Source organism: Kitasatospora sp. NPDC034023 (genome assembly GCF_055575795.1).
Genome location: NZ_JBVIRY010000022.1, coordinates 1 through 19,027, shown reverse-complemented (window position 1 = coordinate 19,027; position 19,027 = coordinate 1). Strand labels below are relative to the sequence as shown.

The 19,027-nt window shown below is 70.2% G+C and carries 17 protein-coding genes; 5 read left to right on the top strand and 12 right to left on the bottom strand.

The genetic code is table 11. The features are described 5' to 3' along the window. Positions 1-18: 18 nt before the first annotated feature. From ACZ52R_RS26575 to ACZ52R_RS26540, 8 genes are all read right to left on the bottom strand, one after another. Positions 19-462: a hypothetical protein gene (locus ACZ52R_RS26575; RefSeq protein WP_465754277.1), complete on the bottom strand. Its 444-nt coding sequence runs from the start codon at positions 460-462 to the stop codon at positions 19-21. A gap of 276 nt (positions 463-738) precedes the next feature. Further along, positions 739-2,637, bottom strand: a complete 1,899-nt coding sequence (locus ACZ52R_RS26570) for an Ig domain-containing protein (RefSeq protein WP_465618992.1) — start codon at positions 2,635-2,637, stop codon at positions 739-741. 406 nt (positions 2,638-3,043) lie between these two features. Continuing rightward, on the bottom strand, positions 3,044-4,321 hold the full coding sequence (locus tag ACZ52R_RS26565; protein ID WP_465618990.1) for an alpha/beta hydrolase family protein: 1,278 nt from the start codon (positions 4,319-4,321) through the stop codon (positions 3,044-3,046). Between the two features lie 261 nt (positions 4,322-4,582). After that, a complete protein-coding gene (locus tag ACZ52R_RS26560) occupies positions 4,583-5,812 on the bottom strand; it encodes an acyl-CoA dehydrogenase family protein (protein WP_465754276.1) in 1,230 nt (409 codons plus the stop codon). Between the two features lie 3 nt (positions 5,813-5,815). Next, the gene (locus tag ACZ52R_RS26555; RefSeq protein WP_465754275.1) at positions 5,816-6,844 is read right to left on the bottom strand and encodes a phosphotransferase family protein; all 1,029 of its coding nucleotides are present in this window, start codon (positions 6,842-6,844) and stop codon (positions 5,816-5,818) included. Between the two features lie 131 nt (positions 6,845-6,975). Continuing rightward, positions 6,976-7,515, bottom strand: a complete 540-nt coding sequence (locus ACZ52R_RS26550; RefSeq protein ID WP_465754274.1) for a hypothetical protein — start codon at positions 7,513-7,515, stop codon at positions 6,976-6,978. A 200-nt stretch (positions 7,516-7,715) separates the two neighbouring features. Further along, positions 7,716-7,925: a DUF397 domain-containing protein gene (locus ACZ52R_RS26545; protein WP_465618982.1), complete on the bottom strand. Its 210-nt coding sequence runs from the start codon at positions 7,923-7,925 to the stop codon at positions 7,716-7,718. Between the two features lie 3 nt (positions 7,926-7,928). Further along, on the bottom strand, positions 7,929-8,753 hold the full coding sequence (locus ACZ52R_RS26540; protein ID WP_465754273.1) for a helix-turn-helix domain-containing protein: 825 nt from the start codon (positions 8,751-8,753) through the stop codon (positions 7,929-7,931). 106 nt (positions 8,754-8,859) lie between these two features. Here ACZ52R_RS26540 and ACZ52R_RS26535 point away from each other — a divergent pair, with 106 nt between their 5' ends. The 3 genes from ACZ52R_RS26535 to ACZ52R_RS26525 all read left to right on the top strand — a co-directional run bounded on the left by ACZ52R_RS26535 (position 8,860) and on the right by ACZ52R_RS26525 (position 10,804). Continuing rightward, positions 8,860-9,210 (top strand): recombinase family protein, encoded by a 351-nt coding sequence (locus ACZ52R_RS26535; RefSeq protein ID WP_465754272.1) that lies wholly within the window; start codon positions 8,860-8,862, stop codon positions 9,208-9,210. Beyond that, on the top strand, positions 9,207-9,419 hold the full coding sequence (locus ACZ52R_RS26530; protein WP_465618976.1) for a hypothetical protein: 213 nt from the start codon (positions 9,207-9,209) through the stop codon (positions 9,417-9,419). The genes ACZ52R_RS26535 and ACZ52R_RS26530 overlap by 4 nt, the downstream gene beginning before the upstream one ends. A 107-nt stretch (positions 9,420-9,526) precedes the next feature. Continuing rightward, positions 9,527-10,804, top strand: coding sequence for a polysaccharide deacetylase family protein (locus tag ACZ52R_RS26525; RefSeq protein ID WP_465754271.1), 1,278 nt, complete (start codon positions 9,527-9,529; stop codon positions 10,802-10,804). A gap of 43 nt (positions 10,805-10,847) precedes the next feature. Here the strand turns inward: ACZ52R_RS26525 and ACZ52R_RS26520 are convergent, their stop codons facing one another. Then, the gene (locus tag ACZ52R_RS26520; RefSeq protein ID WP_465754335.1) at positions 10,848-12,719 is read right to left on the bottom strand and encodes a transglycosylase domain-containing protein; all 1,872 of its coding nucleotides are present in this window, start codon (positions 12,717-12,719) and stop codon (positions 10,848-10,850) included. A gap of 333 nt (positions 12,720-13,052) precedes the next feature. Here ACZ52R_RS26520 and ACZ52R_RS26515 point away from each other — a divergent pair, with 333 nt between their 5' ends. Continuing rightward, positions 13,053-14,162: a hypothetical protein gene (locus ACZ52R_RS26515; RefSeq protein ID WP_465618972.1), complete on the top strand. Its 1,110-nt coding sequence runs from the start codon at positions 13,053-13,055 to the stop codon at positions 14,160-14,162. A 166-nt stretch (positions 14,163-14,328) separates the two neighbouring features. Here the strand turns inward: ACZ52R_RS26515 and ACZ52R_RS26510 are convergent, their stop codons facing one another. From ACZ52R_RS26510 to ACZ52R_RS26500, 3 genes are all read right to left on the bottom strand, one after another. Continuing rightward, positions 14,329-15,228 (bottom strand): Gfo/Idh/MocA family protein, encoded by a 900-nt coding sequence (locus ACZ52R_RS26510; protein WP_465618970.1) that lies wholly within the window; start codon positions 15,226-15,228, stop codon positions 14,329-14,331. A gap of 32 nt (positions 15,229-15,260) precedes the next feature. Then, positions 15,261-15,932, bottom strand: coding sequence for an O-methyltransferase (locus ACZ52R_RS26505; protein ID WP_360503084.1), 672 nt, complete (start codon positions 15,930-15,932; stop codon positions 15,261-15,263). A 115-nt stretch (positions 15,933-16,047) separates the two neighbouring features. After that, positions 16,048-16,713, bottom strand: a complete 666-nt coding sequence (locus ACZ52R_RS26500; RefSeq protein ID WP_465663210.1) for a DedA family protein — start codon at positions 16,711-16,713, stop codon at positions 16,048-16,050. 540 nt (positions 16,714-17,253) lie between these two features. Between ACZ52R_RS26500 and ACZ52R_RS26495 the strand changes: the two genes are divergently transcribed. Beyond that, a complete protein-coding gene (locus ACZ52R_RS26495; RefSeq protein WP_465663208.1) occupies positions 17,254-18,756 on the top strand; it encodes a tyrosinase family protein in 1,503 nt (500 codons plus the stop codon). The last annotated feature ends 271 nt before the right edge of the window (positions 18,757-19,027 follow it).

Genomic DNA, 19,027 nt, shown 5'->3' with positions numbered 1-19,027 from the left:
GCGGGTCCCCCGCGGACCTCAGCCGGTGACCTCGACCGTGACGTCGTAGGCGCGCTGCTCGGGCGGGCAGTTGAGGGCCTCGCCGCAGCTGGTGCGGGTGGCGGTGAGGTGGGCGCTGCCGGGGGCGTGGGCGGCGAAGGAGGCCGTGACGGTGCCGCAGCCGCCGCCGGGGCGGCACGAGGGGGACGGGGCGGTGGTCGGGGTGCCGTTCGGGGTGACGACGTCGGGGGCGGAGCTGGCGGCGGCGGACCAGTAGGTGTTGTGGAGCTCGAGCGTGATGGTCGTGCCGACGGCGACCTTCACGGTGGTGTGGTCGGCGTGCTCGTCCACCGTGACGGTCGCCGGGCTCGGGGTGGTCGCGGCGGGGGCGGTCGCCGAGGGGCTCGTCCCGGTGGAGGCGCAGCCGGCCAGGGTGAGCAGGGCGGCGGCCAGGGCCAGGGTGGCGGGTCTTCTCAGGTTCACGGTGGTTCCTTCTGCCGGTGTGCGAGCGGTACCGGTGGGTGAGCGGTGCCGACGGTGTCGATTCGACGCACCGGGGGCCTGATCGGATCCCCGATTCCCGATCCCGGTTCCCGATTCCGGATCCCCGACCCCGGATCCCGGATCCCCGACCCCGGATCCCGGTTCCCTCCGGACAGACGGACGGACGGACAGGCGGACAGACGGACGGACGGACAGACGGAAAACGGCACCGGGGCGGGCGCTGGGCCCACCCCGGTGCGTTCGGCGCGGTGATCGTCAGGAGACGGTCACGTCGTCGTAGTAGGTGTAGGTCGGGTCACCCGGGTAGTTGTCGTCGTGGTTGCTCAGGGTGAGCGTGTAGGAGTGGCCCGGGGTGACGGTGGCCGTCTTGTTGGTCCAGCTGCCGGTGGTGGTGCAGGTCTTGGCGAGGACCGTGGTGGTCGTGCCGGTGGTGTTGTCCTTCAGGGTGGCGGTGGCCCAGTCGTAGGTGACCGTGTCGTTGCAGGTGTTGCTGTACCAGAAGGACAGCTTGCTGGAGCCGGTCGGCGCGGTGAAGGTCTGGGCGAGCGAGGAGTCACCGGTCGGGTTGGCGGAGCCGACCATGGCGCCGTAGCTGCCGCTGTGGGCGGCGCCGGTGGTGGCGGAGGTGGTGCCGGCGGCGGTCCAGCCGGTCAGGTTGCCGGTCTCGAAGGTGCCGTTGGCGACGGGGTTGCCGCCGCCACCGCTGGTGGACTCGGTCCAGCCGAAGCTGGTGCTGCCGGTGGCGCCGGTGGTGTCGGTGGCGGTGACCGTGACGCTGGAGGTGCCGGCGGCGGTCGGGGTGCCGGAGATCAGGCCGGTCGAGGAGTTGATCGACAGGCCGGCCGGCAGGCCGGTGGCCGAGTAGGTCAGGGTCTGGCCGGAGGCCGAGTCACTGGCGTTGATCTGCAGGCTGGCCGCGGTGCCGACGGTGCCGGTCTGGCTGCCCGGGTTGGTGACGGTGACCGTGTTGCCGTGCGTCAGGATGGCGTGCGAGATCGCGCAGGAGTTGGTGTCGTTGGACCAGCTGGCCTGCTCGGCGTAGCTGCCGAAGGAGCCGAAGGAGATGTTGGCGGCGCCGCCGGTGCTGCCGGGCCGGATCCAGGCGCACTCGTCGGAGTTCTCCTGGCCGTTGTAGCTGCTGCCGGAGACGTGGTTGGTCCAGCCGCCGGCCGGGTTCTGGTCGGACATCATCTCGTGCCACTCGTGGCCGAGGGTCATCGTCCAGCCGTCCAGCGTACCGGGCGAGTTGACGAAGCCGACGCCGCAGTTGGCGCCCGCGTCGATGTTGTACGGCTGGTTGGAGAACGCGATGTCGCCGTAGGGCGAGTTCGCCGCACCGCCGGTGAGGGTGGTGTCGCCGTTCCAGTCGTGCCAGGCGCAGTACCCGGTGCTGGGGTTCTGGTAGTCGTCCGGGTTGGTGCCGTGCGGCGACAGGACGATGTAGTAGGCGTCCCGGTTGGCCGCGGCGGTGGTGTTGCCGAAGTGGCCGGCAGCCTTGACCGCTTCCTGGGCGAGCTGGTTGCCGGTGGCCTGGCTCGGCGAGGCGGCCGCGTTGTCGTACCAGACGCCGGACAGCACGCCGCCGCTCTGGTACGGGATGAAGTTGGCGTTGGACGGGCAACTGACGGCGCCGGTGGCGACGTTGGGGCCGTCGCACCACTGGGTCAGGTCGGCCGACCAGGTCTCGCCGTTGGTGCCGATGCCCTTGAACATCTGCTGGGTGGCGCCGGCCGCGCCGGCCGAGTCGTTGGTGAACTTCGCGTTGCCGTTGGCGTCGGTGCTCTGGGTGCCCCACTGGGTGCCGTAGAAGATCAGGTAGACCTTCGAGTGCCCGCTCTGCACGCCGATGCCGTCGACGCCGCCGCCGTAGGACAGCGTCTGCTGACCGGTGGCCGCGGCCTGGTTGTGGGCGTCCAGCCACTTCTTGTAGTTCTCGTGCTGGGACATGCCCGGCACCGCACCGTGCCGGTACGGGTGGCCGTTCTGCGGGCTCCAGGGGTTGAACTCGTTGCCGGTGCTGCCCTGCGAGCTGGAGATGTCCTGCGCGGAGGCCGGGCCGGCCGCGCCGGCCAGGCCGGCGGCGGCGAGCGCGAGCGACGCTATTCCGGTGAGCGCCGCGTACTTCGCGCGTCCGATTCTGGGGGAGTGACCCATGGGTGAGGGTGCCTCTCTTCTGCCGATCGCCCTGCGGCTAGGGGGAGGCCGCGAACGATCCCTTGTGGGGAAGGGAGCAACGGCGAATTCCGCCGGGAGTCGACTCCGTTCGGGGTCTTTCACCCATTCGGAATTGACTGTCCGTCGACTCGGCGCCGTCTGCTGGGCAGAAGGAAAGCAGTACTGATGAACACTGGTCAACGGCGAAGAGTAAGGACTGATTAAGAAACGCGTCCATGCAGGTAAAGGCGCAGATGGCCGGGGTGGGATGAACGCGGATCAACGCGCGTAGCTCATTCACTGAATGTGGATCGGAATACTGTTCCGCATTCGGCGGATCACCACTTTCCGGCGACTCCGACGATCGGTGAATCAGCGTCAGAAAATCCCGCCGCCGGCCGGTGCACTAACCCTCGTACGCCATCTCCGGGAAGCGCGGCGAAGGGCCCTCCAGCAGGTGGTCGTCGTGGTCGCGCAGCCAGCGGTCGAAGAAGGAGGCGACGTACGAGCGGGTGGCGAGTTCGGCGCGGCCCGGGCGGATGTCGCCGACGTCCGAGCGCAGCTGCTCCTTGGTCAGCGCGCCCTGCCGGGCGAGCTGCGGCAGCAGGGACTGGGCATCGGTGTACGAGCCGTGGCGGGAGCCGGTGAGGGTGAGGTCGGCGTGCCAGCCGGTGCTGTGCTGCCACAGGGCGTTCCAGCCGGGCTGCTTGCGGTAGTCCCCGGAGTCGTCACTGCCGGTGCCCATCAGCAGGAAGGGCCGGTCCAGGCCGTCCTCGGCGACGCTGGGCAGGAACACGCCGGTGTGGCCGTCCGGGCCGGGGAAGTGCAGTTGGCCGTCGAGGTTGATCCCGGCGGCGATCCGCGGGTCGTCGTGCATGGCCTGGAGCGCGGTGAAGCCGCCCGCCGAGTGGCCGACCATGCCGATCCGGTCGAGGTCGAGCGACCCGGCCAGACCGGCCGGCAGGCCCTTCCGGGCGCCCAGCCCGGCCAGCTCGTCCAGGACGAAGCGGGTGTCGTCCACTCGGGTGGCGAGGGCCTTGCGCAGCACGGCGCCGATGTCCAGATCCGGCCGGCCGAGCATGCCGGGCAGCACAGAGGAGGCCAACTCCCCGCCGGGGAAGGCGACTTCGGAGGCCTCGTAGGTGTGGTCGACGGTGACCACGACGTAGCCGCGCGAGGCGAGGTCCTCGACGAGCGCGGTCCCCCAGGTGCGCGGGTCACCGAGGCCCGGCGAGTACAGCACCACCGGGCGACGGCCGCCGGGCAGCGCCGGGGCGTCCTCGCGGGCGTGGGTGCGGATGCCCGACCAGTCGGTGCGGTCCGGCTCGGTGCCGTAGTTGACCCGGGCGAGGCCCTCGGCGCCGCCGAAGTGCGCCCCGGCGGCGGGCTCCATGTACGGGGCGCGGTCGGCGGGGCCGGCCGGGCGGGACGTCGGGTACCAGAGGCTGATCATCAGCTCGCGTCGGTGCCCGGGCTGCCAGGGGTCCTCGCGGCCGGCGTCGGTCAGGTGCAGCGAGGTCGTCCCGATCGGGTACGGCCCGGTGGGCTCCGGCAGCCATGCCCGCGCCTGCTGCCCGGCGCTCCCGCCCTCCCCCGCCGCCACCGCCGCGGGCGCGCCGACCGTGCCCAGCACCGCCGTCGCCGCCAGCAGAACCGCCGCCAAGGCCCGTCCCCCACTGCCCATGATGTGTCTCCTCGTGCCGATCGATCGAACACGCAGGACACTACGGGCGGAGACGGGCCTCCGCCGTCATACCAGGGAGCCAACCAGCCCCTGAATACCCGGGTATGACACCCCTAAGGGCTACCTCCGGTGCCGCGTCGGCTCCCCGGACGGCAGGTCAGTCCAGCCCGAGCGCCTCGGCGAACTCGACCGCCTCCCGGAGGATCGGCTTCATGCGGGGGTGACCCGTGCCCGGGGCTGCCGGGCCGCCCCCTCCCCCGCCTAGCGGTACTTCTTCAGCTCCCGGCGGGCCAGCGAGCGCTTGTGCACCTCGTCCGGGCCGTCGGCGAGGCGCAGGGTGCGGTTGCCGGCCCAGAGCTGGGCGAGCGGGGTGTCCTGGCTGACGCCGGCGGCGCCGTGGGCCTGGACGGCCTTGTCCAGGATCCACTCGACGGTGCGCGGCGTGGCGATCTTGATCGCCTGGATCTCGGTGTGCGCGCCCCGGTTGCCGACGGTGTCCATCAGCCAGGCGGTCTTGAGGACGAGGAGCCGCAACTGCTCGATGCGCACGCGTGATTCGGCGATCCAGTCCTGGACCACGCCCTGCTCGGCGAGCGGCTTGCCGAAGGCCACCCGCTCGCTCGCCCGGCGGCACATCAGCTCCAGCGCCCGCTCGGCGATGCCGATGCCGCGCATGCAGTGGTGGATCCGACCCGGGCCGAGCCGGGCCTGGGCGATGGCGAAGCCCGAACCCTCCTCGCCGATCAGGTGGTCGGCCGGGACGCGGACATCCTCGAACAACACCTCGGCGTGGCCGCCGTGGTCGGCGTCGTCGTAGCCGAAGACCGTCATGCCGCGCTTCACCGTCACGCCCGGGGTGTCGCGCGGGACGAGCACCATGCTCTGCTGGCGGTGCGGCTCGGCGGACGGGTCGGTCTTGCCCATCACGATGAACAGCTTGCAGTCCGGGTTCATCGCGCCGGTGATGTACCACTTGCGGCCGTTGATCACGTACTCGTCGCCGTCCCGCTCGATCCGGGTGGCGATGTTGGTGGCGTCCGAGGAGGCCACCTCGGGCTCGGTCATCGCGAAGGCGGAGCGGATCTCGGCGTCCAGCAGCGGCCGCAGCCACCGCTCGCGCTGCGCGACGCTGCCGAACTGGGCGAGCAGCTCCATGTTGCCGGTGTCGGGGGCCGCGCAGTTGAGCGCGGGCGGCGCCAACTGCGGGCTGCGGCCGGTGATCTCGGCGAGCGGGGCGTACTGCAGGTTGGTGAGGCCGGCACCACGCTCACCCGGCACGCCCTGCTGGTCCACGAAGAAGAGGTTCCACAGGCCCTGCTTGCGGGCCTCGGCCTGCAGCTCGGCCACGACCGGAGGGATCGTCCAGGGGGCGCGGGCCGGGTCGGCGAGCTGGGCGGCGAGGACGGCCTCGGCGGGGTAGACGTGCTCGTCCATGAAGGCGAGCAGCTGGGCCCGGAGTTCGTCGGTCCGGGCGTCGTAGGCGAAGTCCATCGGTCAGTTCTCCTTGAGGGTGCTCAGGCCGTGCCGGGCGAGGATCGGGGCCATCTCGCCCGCGCGCTCGAAACCCGCGCCGAGGGTGCGGCCCTGCTGGAAGCGGAAGTGGATGCCCTCGGCGACGGCGGCGAGCTTGAACGAGGCGAAGGCCACGTACCAGTCCAGGTCGGCGGCCTCGCGGCCGGTCGCCTCGGCGTACCGGGAGACGATCTCGTCGGGCTTCGGGAAGCCGGGGGCGGTCATCGCGGAGGGGATGATGCCGCCGCCGACGCCGGCCAGCTCGGTGTACATCACGAGGAGGCCGATGTCGGTGAGCGGGTCGCCGAGGGTGGACATCTCCCAGTCCAGGACCGCGGCGATGGTGTCATCCTCATCGACCAGGACGTTGTCGAGCCGGTAGTCGCCGTGCACGAGGGCGGGCGCGGGCGAGACGGGCAGCCGCTCGGCGAGCAGGGCGTGCAGCCGGTCCATCTCGGGCAGCTCGCGACTGCGGGAGGCGGCGAGCTGCTTGGACCAGCGGCGCAGCTGGCGCTCCAGGTAGCCGTCCGGGTGGCCGAAGTCCTCCAGCCCCACCTGAGCCGGGTCGATCCGGTGCAGGGTGGCCAGGGTGTCGACCAGCCTCTGCCCCAGCGCATGCACCCGCTGCTCCCCGAGAGCGGCCAGCGGGGCGGCATCCCGGTGGGCGGTGCCGGTGACGTGCTCCATGAGGTACCAGGGCGCGCCGAGGACGTCCTCGGTGTGGTCGATCAACAGCATGCGCGGGACGGGCACCCCGGTGCCCCGCAGGGCCGACATCACCCGGTACTCGCGGCCCATGTCGTGCGCGGTGGCGAGGACGTGCCCGAGCGGCGGCCGCCGCAGTACCCAGCGGGAGGCCCCGTCGGAGAGGACGTACGTGAGGTTGGACCGGCCCCCCTCGATCAGGTCGGCCCGCAGCGGCCCCTGGACAGTCCCGGGCAGCTCACGGTCCAGGTGGACACGGAGACGCGCCAGGTCCAGGCCGGGCGGGTCGACGGGAGTCTCGGGCATCGGGCGGCTCCTCGGATCGGCAGGGATTGACTAAGCGCTTGCTTAGCATTCAACCGAGAGCTGCCCCTGTCAATGCCACAACCCCCCGGGCCACCCGGCCCAGGGGGTCGTCCGCACGGGCGCGACGCGAATCAGAGGCCGCTTTCCGCAGCGTCCAGGGCGTCCAGGGTGGCGGGGTCGAGGGCGATGACGGGCTCTGCGGAGAGGCGCTCACGCCAGGGCTTGATCTGCACTCGGCGGATACCGAAGTTGAAGGCCCAGCTCTCGTCGGGGACGAGTTTTCCGCCCCGCTCGTACATGACGATGAGAGGCTCGAACGGATCCGGCAGGTCCGGTAGTTGCACTCCCGGAGTGTCCCGCAGGGTTGCCCACCGCACGGCCGCACGGCAGGCGTTCTCGGTCGAGATGCCGCCGACATGCGCCACGAGGAACTCCTCAAGCCGCTCGGCCACCTCGGGGTCCACCTGGATCTCCGGGGCGAGCGCTCCGGCGATGTCGAAGATGGGCCACTTCGGCGGACCGCCCAGCACCTCGGCCCAGAGCGAAGCCCGACGGAGATATTCGACCATCAGCCGGGACATCGAGATCGAATGCGCGTTGTGACCCTCCATGTTGGTCCACGCGATGGCGGTCAGACGGTCCACTACCGCATCAGCGGGATTTGCACTCATTCACACGCCCCCTCCCGCGAAGAGTCGTTCACTCTGCAACGGTCGGGTTCTGGGGGCGGAGGCGGGCCCAGCCCTGGCGTTTCCCTCCACGCACCCGTCGACCTCGATCACTCCCGTGACAAGGTCGACGAACGACGCGACAAGGTTTCAGCCTGATCGCGGGATACCGGTCACGTTCGTGACGAAGCGTTCGACGGCGGTCAGTTGCCGCCGAACTCGCCTGCGGCAGCGGCGGCGACGAAGGACCGCCATACACCGATCGGGAAGACGAGCGCGGGCCCTTCCGGGTCCTTGGAGTCGCGGACAGGAACGACGCCGGGGAAGTCGGGCGAGACCTCGACGCAGGAACCGCCGTTGCCGGAGTGCGACGACTTGAACCAGGAAGCGCGGGACAGGTCTGGCCGGATCATGGGTCAAAGTTCCTCTCGGGCCTTGCGGATCAGGTCAAGGGAAGCAGCTCTGGTCAGCGCTTCCACCTGCAACCGATGGTAGGCCGTTTCCCACTCCCTGACAGTCCTGTCCTCCCGCACGACAAAGCCGTGGTCCGCAGATTCCGTGTAGCCGACCACCGAACGGTCGGCAAACGTCAGCAAGGTGACGAACGCGCGGAACGGGGCATGCTCGGCCATGGCGAACGGAGCCACCTGAAAGATCACATGGGGCTTCATCACCATCTCGACCAGGTGATCGAGCTGGGAATGCATGGTCCCAGCGCCGCCCACCGGGCGCCGGATGCAACTCTCGTCTATCACTGCATGGATGACCGGCGGCTTGGCACGCTTGAGAAGCCCCTGCCGCTTCATGAGGAACTTCACTCGCTCCTCGGCCTGGTCAGGCGTACTACTCCCCCGCTGCACTGCCGCCGCCTCGATCGCGGATGCGTAGGCCTTGGTCTGGAAGAGCCCGGGGACGAGGTTCGGTTCGTAAATCCTGATCTCGGACGCCCGGGCTTCCTGCGCGGCATGCTCGGGGAAGCCCTCCAAGAACCCCTTGCGCCTCATCCCGAGCCACATCAGCTCCAGCGTCTGGCCCGTCCCGAGCGCCTTGTCGGCCGCCCTGACGAAGGCTCGGCTGGTGGATTTGCGGCCTGTTTCCACCGCCGAGATGTAGCTGTCCGAGTAGCCCATGGCTGCGGCCAGGTCTTGCTGGGTCCAGCCCAGTGCCTCGCGCGAGCTGCGAAGCAGGGCGCCGAAGGACTCTCGCGGGGATGACGTTGGATCAAGCTCTCTGCGGTTCAAAGCTCACACCCGATTCCACTTGAGACGCAGGCAAGTTGAACGATTGCCAAGCTTAGCCGACAGTGGGCACACCTGGTAGTCGAGTTACTACGGAGAGGAGTGGACGATGGCCAGTCCCACGTCCTGCGACAACCCCACCCCGCCCTTCCGGGTCGTGATGTACCTGGCGCGGAGCGGTTCCGACTTCCCCGAGCGCGAGTTGAGCGTGTGTGAGGCCTATGCCGGGGCCTTCAACTGGGGCATCGACCTGATCGTGGTGGACGACGAGGTGAACCGGAAGGGGCCGGAGCACCGGCCCATGCTCCGGGCCGCCTTGCAGCGGGTCCTCGACAGGCAGGCCGGCGCGATCCTCGTCCCCCACAAGGCCGCGATCTCGCCGATCGAGGGCGAGTTCGACGACTTCTCCAAGCGTGTGGAGAAGGCCTCCGGGTTCATCCAGGTGGCGACGCGGCGATGACCGACGGCCCCACCACCCCCACGGAGCTCGAGATCCGCGTGATCGACTCCCGGAGCCCGCACTTCTTCACCCTGGAGTGCTGGGCCCTCTGGGACCAGGTTCGCAACGACTACGTCCGCGTTCCCGGTTCCTCGGACCGGATCCGGCGCTTCTACACTCTCGCGGCTGCCGAGGCGTTCCAGCGGAGTCTCGGACACCGTTCAACGTAGGCCCGCCGCTTGGTGGTTCACCTCGGCAGGCGCAACCTTTCCCGCCCTCTCACACGTCGATCAAGGTGTTCTAATGATCGAACTTCAGGGCGATTTTCGGAGGTACGGTGCGGCTTGCTCGTGGCGCGACCGGTCTGCTGGCGGTGGGGGTCGTCTCGGCTCTCGTCCTGACCACGGGATGCTCCGACACCAGGAGCAGACCCACCGCCACCGGCACCACTTCCGCGAGCCCCGCACCCACCACCCCGAGTGGGGCCCCCTCCGACACCCCCGCTCCCACCCCCACCCCGACCCCGGTGCCGACCTGGGACGGCCAGGTCAAGGTGCTGGGCGACGGCTCCACCTCCGACACCGGGCCGCAGCCCAAGCAGCCCGTGCCCGAGAAGCTGAAGCCCGGTGAGAAGCCGCCGCAGTTCGTCGTCTTCTCCTGGGACGGGGCTCTGGAGGGGGACGACCACCAGTTCTCCCACTTCCGCAAGCTGGGCCTGGAGAACAACGCCCAGATGACGTTCTTCCTGAGCGGCATCTACACCCTGCCCAAGTCGAAGCGCACGCTCTACCACCCGCCGCAGCACGACGTCGGCGCCACCGCCATCGACTTCGCCACCGACGGCCATCTCAAGGACACGCTGGAGCAGCTGCGCCTGGCCTGGCAGGACGGCAACGAGATCGGCACCCACTTCAACGGGCACTTCTGCGGCCCCAAGAGCGGTGGCGGCGGGGACTGGTCCACCGACGAGTGGAGGAGCGAGCTCGACCAGGCGGTCTCCTTCGTCACCAACTGGAAGACCAACACCGGCTACAAGGACCTCCCGCCGCTTCCCTTCGACTACACCAAGGAGCTGGTCGGCGGACGTGCCCCCTGCCTGGAGGGCCAGAAGAACCTGCTCCCGGCGGAGAAGGCGGCGGGCTTCCGCTACGACGCCAGCTCGCCCGGCGAGTTCCAGGTCTGGCCCGTCAAGAAGGAGGGCATGTGGAACTTCCCCCTCCAGATGCTGCCCTACCCGGGCACGTCGGCCCAGGTCCTCTCGATGGACTTCAACTTCCTCGCCAACCAGTCCGGGAACACCACCAAGGGCGACCCGAAGAAGTATGACGAGTGGGAGAAGAACACCCGGGACGGCTACCTGGCCGGCTTCGAGCGGGTCTACAACGGCAGCCGGGCGCCGCTCTTCATCGGCAACCACTTCGAGGACTGGAACGGCAGCATCTACATGCAGGCCATCGAGGACGTGATGAAGGGCGTCTGCAAGCGCGAGGAGGTGCGCTGCGTCTCCTTCCGCCAGGTCGCCGACTGGCTGGACGCCCAGGACCCCAAGGTGCTCGACAAACTGCGCCAACTCGACCCCGGGCAGCCGGCCGACTGGTCCCGCCTGGTGAAGTGACCGGCCCCGGGCGGCTGCGGGCTCCGCAGCCGCCCGGCCCGGCCTACCGCCCGCCCGCCGGCCCGCCCGCCGCCTTCATGTACGAGGTCCAGATCCGCGCGGGCAGCGCCGAGTCGGGGGTTTCCGGCGCCGCCCCGCCCAGTCCCTCCAGCGAGAGCAGCTTCATGTCCCGCAGGTCCGCCCGGAACACGGTGACCGCCGTCGACAGCTGCCCGTTGTAGCCGACGATCCACCCCGCCGTCCGGTCCGCCGTCGTGCCGGGCTTCGCGGCCAGGTCCGGGCCGGCCTCCGCCGCCGGCGTGGCGCTCCCGCCGCGGACGGCACCCTTGAGCGCGGCGTCCACCTCGCCCGCCACCGCCACCGGCAGTGCCCGCGCGGCGGCCGGCAGGCGCAGCGCGAGCGGCGCGCCGTTGCGGGTGATCCGGAGCACCGAGTACGGGTCCGTCCGGTTCCCGCCGGCGGCGAAGGCGGTGTACGCGTCCGCCGTCCTGATGGCGCTGGGGGTGGAGTTGCCGGCCGCGAAGGCCGGTACCAGTTCGCCCATGCTGCCGGGGAGCAGGCCGAGGTCGGCGGCGGTCTTCTGGACCCGGTCCAGGCCGATGTCCATGCCGAGTTGCATCATCGGCCCGTTGACGGACTGCTCCACGGCACTTCTCAGACTCACCGGGCCCCAGTCGCGCTTGCCGTCGTTGGCGGTCTTCACGATCTTGCCGTCACGTCCCCAGTACGGCCCCTCCGGGGTCATCACGTTCACCCCGTTGTCCCCGTTGTAGGTGGTGGTGGGCGTGATCGGGGTGCGGTTGCCGCCCCGTCCGCGCTGGACGCCCTGGCTGAGCCCGGTGGCGTACACGACCGGGGTGAAGGCCGAACCGATCGGCACCGTCGAGGTGTTGGCGTTGTTGAAGCCCTGTTTCAGGTAGTTCGGGCCGCCGTAGAGCGCGACGATCCTCCCGTCGAGGCCGACCGAGGCGGCACCGACCTTCAGGGCTTTGTCGGCCTCGCGATTGTCGGGGTCGATCCCCTTGGTCGCTTCCTGCACCGCGACGGCCAGCGCGTCGACCCTGGGCTTCTCGAAGGTGGTGAAGATCTGGTGGCCGCCGAGGTCCAGCTGGGCCGGCGTGATGTCGCTGTGGCTCTCCACGTAGGACCGGGCCGTGTCGACGAGGTACCCGACCTGGCCGCCCAGGCCCGCCGACTTCGGCTGGGCCATGGGCTCGGGGAACACCGTGTACCGGGCGCGTTCGGCGCGGGACAGCTTTCCGACCTCGACCTCCCGGTCCAGGATCCAGGACCACCGTTCCTCGGCCCTCTTCCGGTTCTCCGCGCCGAGCGCCGGGTCGTACTGCCCCGCGCCCTTCAACAGGGCGGCCAGGAAGGCGCCTTCGCTGGGGTCGAGCTGCGAGACGTCCTTGCCGTAGTACGCCGCGGCGGCACGTTCGATGCCGTAGCTGCCGCGGCCGAACCAGCTGCTGTTCAGGTAGCCGGCCAGGATGTCGTTCTTGCTCATCCGGTCGTCCAGCTTGATCGCGATGACGGCCTCTCTGAGCTTGCGCGCGTAGTCCTGGTGCTGGTTCAGGTAGATGTTCTTGACGTACTGCTGGGTGATGGTCGAGCCGCCCTGGGTGTCGCCGCCCGAGAGCATCGACCAGAACGCGCGGCCGATGCCCTTGACCGAGATCCCGGGATCCGAGTAGAAGGTCTCGTTCTCGGCGGCCAGCACCGCCCACCGCACCGACTCCGGCACCTGTTCCAACGGCACCTCCTGCCGGTTGGTCTCGCCGATGCGGGCCATCTCGGTGCCGTCCGCCCAGAAGTAGACGTTGTTCTGCTGGGTGGCGAAGGAGTTCAGGTCGTCCGGCACCTTCGTGGTCGCGAAGAACCAGGCCAGCCACCCCGTCAGCGGCAAGGCCCCCACCCCGGCCACCAGGAGCAGCTGCCGCCAGGACGGGAGCCAGCGGCGGACCCCGCGCCGCCGCTGGCGCGGATAGTCGAGCCACCGCAACGGCCGCCGTCGCCGGCGTCGCCGCCGTCCGGGCTTCTCCTCCTCGGCCCCGCCACCTCGCTGTGGACGCACAGTCCGCTCTCCGCTTCGCTCATCCGACGACCCTCTCGAACAGATAGACGAGATGAGGGCGGCATTCCGACGGCGGGGAAAGGATGTGATCGTCGTCATACTGCGCGCGACGGCGCGTCGGAACCGGACCGGGCCTCCGCCGCAACCGCTCCGGCCGACCGTCAGAATGGCGCCATGAGGTTGATCCACACCGTGATCGGTGCGCTGCTGCTCCTGCTCGTCGTCGGCAGCATCCTGCGCACGCTGGTCGTCCCGCGCGGGCTCTACTCGTCCCTGGTGAACCGGCTCTGGGCGGTGCTGCGGGGCGTGCTGCGGCTCTCCGCCACGCCGTTCGGCGGTTACCGCGCACAGGACCGGGCGCTCACCTGGCTCGCGCCGCTGGTCCTGCTGGGGATGCTCGGGCTGTGGCTCAGCGGGATGCTGGTCGCCTACACGCTGCTGCTGCACGGCACGTCCGACCTCAACTGGTCGACCTCGATCCGCGAGGGGGGCTCCAGCCTCTTCACCCTCGGCTACGCCAGCGGCGAGCGGCTGCAGCTGTCCGCGATCGACTTCATGGCCGCCGCCAGCGGCCCGCTGGTGGTCGCCCTGCAGATCGCCTACCTGCCGACCCTCTACGCCGCCTACCAGCGGCGCGAGACCGAGGTGACCCTGCTGCAGTCCCGGGCCGGCGAACCCGCCTGGGGCCCCGAGCTGCTGGCCCGCCAGTCCCTCGTCGACACCGAGAACGCGCTCCCCCAGCTCTACCGGGACTGGGAGCGCCTCGCCGCCGACATCGGCGAGAGCCACTCCAACTACCCGGTGCTGCTCTCCTTCCGCTCCCCGCAACCGAACCGCAGCTGGGTGGTCGGCCTGATCGCCGTGATGGACGCCGCCGCGCTGCACCTCGCCCTGTGCCCGCGCACGGCCCCCGCCGAGGCCCGGCTGGTGATCCGCGCCGGGTTCACCGCGATGCGCGACATCGCCCGCGCGCTGCGGATCCCCTTCGACCCGGACCCGGACCCGGAGGTCCCGATCCGGCTGACCTACGCCGAGTACCTGGGCGCCGTCGCGATGATCATGGCGGCCGGCTTCCGCCGCGAACGCCCGGTCGAGGACGCCTGGGCGCACTTCCACGGCTGGCGCGTCAACTACGAGGCCGTCGCGTACGAACTGGCCCGCCGCAGCGACGCCGTCCCCGCGCTCTGGACCGGCCCGCGCGACTTCCGCGCGGCCGTCATCCCCCCGGCCCGGCCCACCGACCGCCGCCCGGCCGGGTCCCCGCCGGCCCTGCCTCCGGCCTGACCGGCCCGACCGGCCCGACCGGGCTGACACGCCCGACACGCCTGGCGCGCCTGACCGGCCCGACACGCCCGGCGCACGAACGACACACGAACGAAGGACGCACGAACGGACGACGCCGGGCGGGGCACCGAAGCGCCCCGCCCGGCGTCACCGAGTCCGCGAGGCCTCAGACCTGCACCGGTCCGCCGACGGCCAGCGAGCGCTCGGCCGCGGCGAGGATCTCCACCACCCGCAGCCCGAAGTCCGCCCCGCACGGATGCGGCTCGCCGGAGGCCGCCGCGGACTGCAGGGCGTCCAGCGCCCGGTGCAGCGCGGCGAGCGGACCCTCACCGCGCTCCGGCAGGTGGGCCACGCCGTGCTCGCCGCGCAGCTCCAGGCCCGTCCCGCCGGCCGCGACCGGCGCCGTCAGACTGAGCGCGAGCGTGCTGGACGCGCCGCCGGCGTGCCGCAGCACCAGGTGCACGGTGTCCAGCGGGCCCGCCACCGCCGTCACCTGCGTCGCGTCGCCGAGCACCGGCAGCAGTACGGACAGCGCGTGCGGGCCGACGTCCCACAGCGAGCCCTTCTCCTTGCGCCACGGCGAGGCCGCGTACGGGCTGGAGCTGCCCGGCGCGAACACCGAGCCGAGCCAGTCCGAGCGGCCGGTGTACCAGCCGCCCAACGCCGCCTGCTCCTCGAGCCACGGGATCTGCGGGCCGCCGAAGCGCACCGTGAAGAACACCACCGAGGCGACCTTGTGCGCGCGGACCGCCTCGGCCACGGCCTCGGCGTCCGGCACGGTCAACGCGACCGGCTTGTCCAGCAGCAGGTGGCAGCCGGCCTCGGCGGCCCGCACCGCGAGGCCCGCCTGCACCGACGGGGGCAGCGCGATGGAGACCGCGTCCACGTCGGCCAGCAGCCGGTCGAGGTCGGCGTACCCGGGCACACCGTGCGCCGCGCCCAGGGTCTCGGCCGCCTCCGGGCGGCGGCCCCAGACACCGGCGAACTCCAGCCCGGGATGCTCCGCCAGCACGGGCGCGTGCACCCGCTCCGCCCAGGGGCCGGTGCCCAGCAGTCCGATCCGCACGATGTCTCCGTTCCTCGGTGGTGCTGAAAAACTCAGCCCTGCACGCGGGCGAGCGTGAAGCCGTCGTAGCCCTTGCTGCCGACCGTCTGCACCGAGGTCGCGGTGACCCTCGGCTCGGCCGCGATCAGCTCGTGCAGGGCCCGGGTGCCGAGCACCGCCGGGTCGGTGCTGTCCGCGTCGGCGACGGCGCCGCCGCGCACCACGTTGTCGACGATGATCAGCGAGCCGGGCCGGGTCAGCTGGAGCGCCCGGCGGAAGTACTCGGGGTTGCTCGGTTTGTCCGCGTCGATGAAGACCAGGTCGAAGGGCTCCACGCCCTGCTCCACCAGCGCCGCGAGCGAGTCGGCGCCCCGGCCCAGCCGTACCTCGGCGACCTTCTCCAGTCCGGCGGCGGCCAGGTTCCCCCGGGCGACCTCGGCGTGCTTCGGGTCGATCTCCAGGGTGATCAGGGTGCCGTCCGCGGGGAGCGCCCGGGCCAGCCAGATCGCGCTGTAGCCGCCGAGCGTGCCGACCTCCAGGATCCGCTTCGCGCCCTGGGTCAGCGCCAGCAGGTGCAGCAGCTTGCCCTGGTTGGGGGCCACCGCGATGTTCGGCAGCCCGGCCGCGTCGGCGGCGGCCGCCGCCGCCTCCAGCGCCGGATCGTGTCCGACCAGCTGCTCGGAGAAGTACGCGTCCACCGCGTCCCAGGTCGGCTGCAACGTCATCGGGCCCTCCGGAGTGCAAGATCGGCAGGTACTCCGCCGATGCTACTCCGAGGGCCCGATGGCTCCGGGACGGCCGTCAGTCCCGTCCCGTGGCGTTCTGCTGGGTTCCGTTCCGTTACTCCGGGACGGCGGTCCTGGCGGCGGCCGCGGTCGCGGCCGCCTCCTCCGCCTCGATCTTGGCGTGCGTCTTCGCGGCCCGACGCTTCATGATCCAGGCCGACAGGCCGCCGATCACGACGGCTGCCGCCAGACCGGCCCAGGAGAAGCGGGACAGCCACGGCTCGATGCTCTTGCCCACCTTGTACACCAGCAGCGTCGTGCCGCCGGCCCAGACGACGCCGCCCAGCACGTTGGCGATCAGGAACTTCCAGTACGGCATCTTCAGCGCGCCTGCCAGCGGACCGGCGAAGATGCGCAGCAGGGCGATGAACCGGCCGAAGAAGACCGCCCACATGCCCCACTTCTGGAACGAGCGCTCCGCGGTGGCCAGGTGCGAGGGCCCGAAGTGCTTGGGGAACTTGCGTCCCAGCTTCTCGAAGAGCGGCTTGCCCCCCTTACGCCCGATCGAGTAGCCGATCGAGTCGCCGATGATCGCACCCGCGATCGCGCAGCCCGCGACGCCCCACGGGCTCACCACGCCCTTGACCGCCATCAGGGACGCCGTGACCAGGGCGATCTCGCCGGGCAGCGGGATGCCCAGCGATTCGATCCCGATGATCAGGCCGACCACGGCGTACACCGCCGTCGGTGGAATGCCCTCGATCCAGGCGTCGATGTGCAAGGCCAGTACCTCCGTGGCAGGACGGGACCGGCCGCGCTCCCCGTGGAGCCGCGGGCCGGTCCCGGCAGTGGTCCGATGGCGGCAACGCCGCCGCTCCCCCTCAGGGCAGCGTAACGTGCCGGGCGGCCTGTCCCCCCGGCCGATAACCCGTGGTTTTCGACGTGCGGCCGCACGCCATGGTTCCAGTCCGACCGGCATTTCTTCAAGATTCGGCAAAGTACCTCTGCCCTCGAGAGCCCTCCGCTGCCTTCGGCTGACGCCGGCCTCGGCCCGCCTCGGTCGGATCATGCGCGGCACCGCGTCGAGCACCAACGCCCGGACCTCCGCCGGACGCAGGTCCTGAGGACTCGGAGTGAAGGCTGGGAGGAACAAGCGGAACAATTTGATTCCGCAAATCGCGGCGCTCATCAAATCGACTCGCGCCCGACGCTCCGGCAAGGCCGCCCCATCGGACCAGTCGACCTCGCCGCTGGTTGATACATCGTCGACCATTGGCCCTGTATCAACCGCAGCGCCTATTCGGAGCCCACCGGAGGAAGCATGACCACGACCCAGAACGGCCCGACCGATGATCAAGTCGTTGCAGCGCCGACTTATCTGGCGGACATTCGTTTCTTCTTCCGGCCTCAGGACCTGGACCACATGGCCACCATCGGAATCGATCTCGGCACCTATGAGGGAGTGAAGAGAAACGCGCTGGCGATTTACGCACAGACCTCTCCGCCGAACTCGCACATGCCCCCGGACGCGGAGGGGAAATGGAGTGCCGAACGCTCGCAGACATTCCGGAACTGGATCCTCAACGGATTCCCCCTCGGTACGGCGACCCCGGTCGAGCCACCACCGCCCGTGACGCCCCCGACCCGGCTCCGCAAGAACATCACGACGTTGAGCGACGCCGAGTTCGAGCTGCTGAAGACGGCGTTCACCGCGGTGATGGCCCGCCCTCCCGAGGCTCCGGACGGCTACTTCGCCATGGCCGGGCAGCACGGCCTCCCGGAGAAATGGTGTTTGCACCACGAAAACCGCTTCAACCCCTGGCACCGCGTTTACCTGCGGGTGTTCGAGGACGCGTTGCGTTCCGTCCCGGGTTGCGCGGAGGTGACACTCCCCTACTGGGACATCGCGACCGACCTGCCGGACCGGCTGCAGCATCCGCCGTTCGACCAGTACGTTCTTCCCGCCGATCCCGGCGCCACCGCCCTGCCGCCCAAGACCGGATTCTTCCCGTACACCACGCAACGCTTCTCGCCCGCCGACATCGCACAGAACGTGAAGGATTTGAGTGTCCTGGATGAAATCGCCACCTCGCTGAAGCAGTCGGTGTGGGGGGCGTCCGATCTGAACGGCTACCAGGACTTCTCGATCCAGGCCCACGACGGTGGCCACGGGTCGATCGGGCCGACGATGGGCAACCAGTGGGTAGCTTCCTTCGACCCGGTGTTCTGGTTCTTCCACTGCAACATCGACCGCCTCTGGCTGAGCTGGCAGACCCGCGTCGGCGCGACCACGCTGGCCGGATTCCGAACCACGCTGGGACAGGACCCCAACTGGCCCACGGATCCGCTCGGCGGCGCGCTGCCACCGTTCACCGCGACCGCCGGCCAGACGATCGAAACCGAGGTCTCGTACGATCGGCTGGAACTCGCCGACCCCGCGGAGGGCGTGTTGGAGAATCTGTCCGGAAACATCGAGGCCGCCCGCACCTTCGCGTTCCGGAGCGCCAACCCTGTTTCGGTGCGGGTCAAGGGGATCGACCGGCTGAACATCCCGGGTTCGTTCATCGTGAGTTTGCTCGCGGACGGTGAGCCGATCGCGAAGCGCTTCTTCTTCCAACCGGACAATCCGCGGAACTGCGAGAATTGCGCGCAGCACGGCCTCGTCAACATCGACTTCCGAATGACACAGGAACAGCTTCTCGACCGGACGCTGTCCGTCCGCATCGACGTTCCCGGGCAACCCGAGGAAATCGGTACGGCCTTCCCGCTCTCCCAGGCAGGAAATCCCACCATCAATGCGCGGCTGCTGGTGCAGGAAGCGTAGCCGCCGGGCCACCGGTACCCGGGCTCGGTGCCGCACGGCGGACGGTGACGGCCGTCGGCATGTTCTACATGCTGGTCGGCATGAGCTGACCGCAGCGCCCTGGGCACCCGGTCCACCGGCATTGATCAGGTGTTCGACGACTGCATGCTGTCCTACGACGGCTTGCAGTCCTAGGACCAATGCCGGTGACTTTGTGGTCTGTGTGTCGTTGGTTGTGGTGTGGCGAGGGTGGGGCAGGTCAAGTCGTGTGCGGGTGAGCGGTTGTCGGATC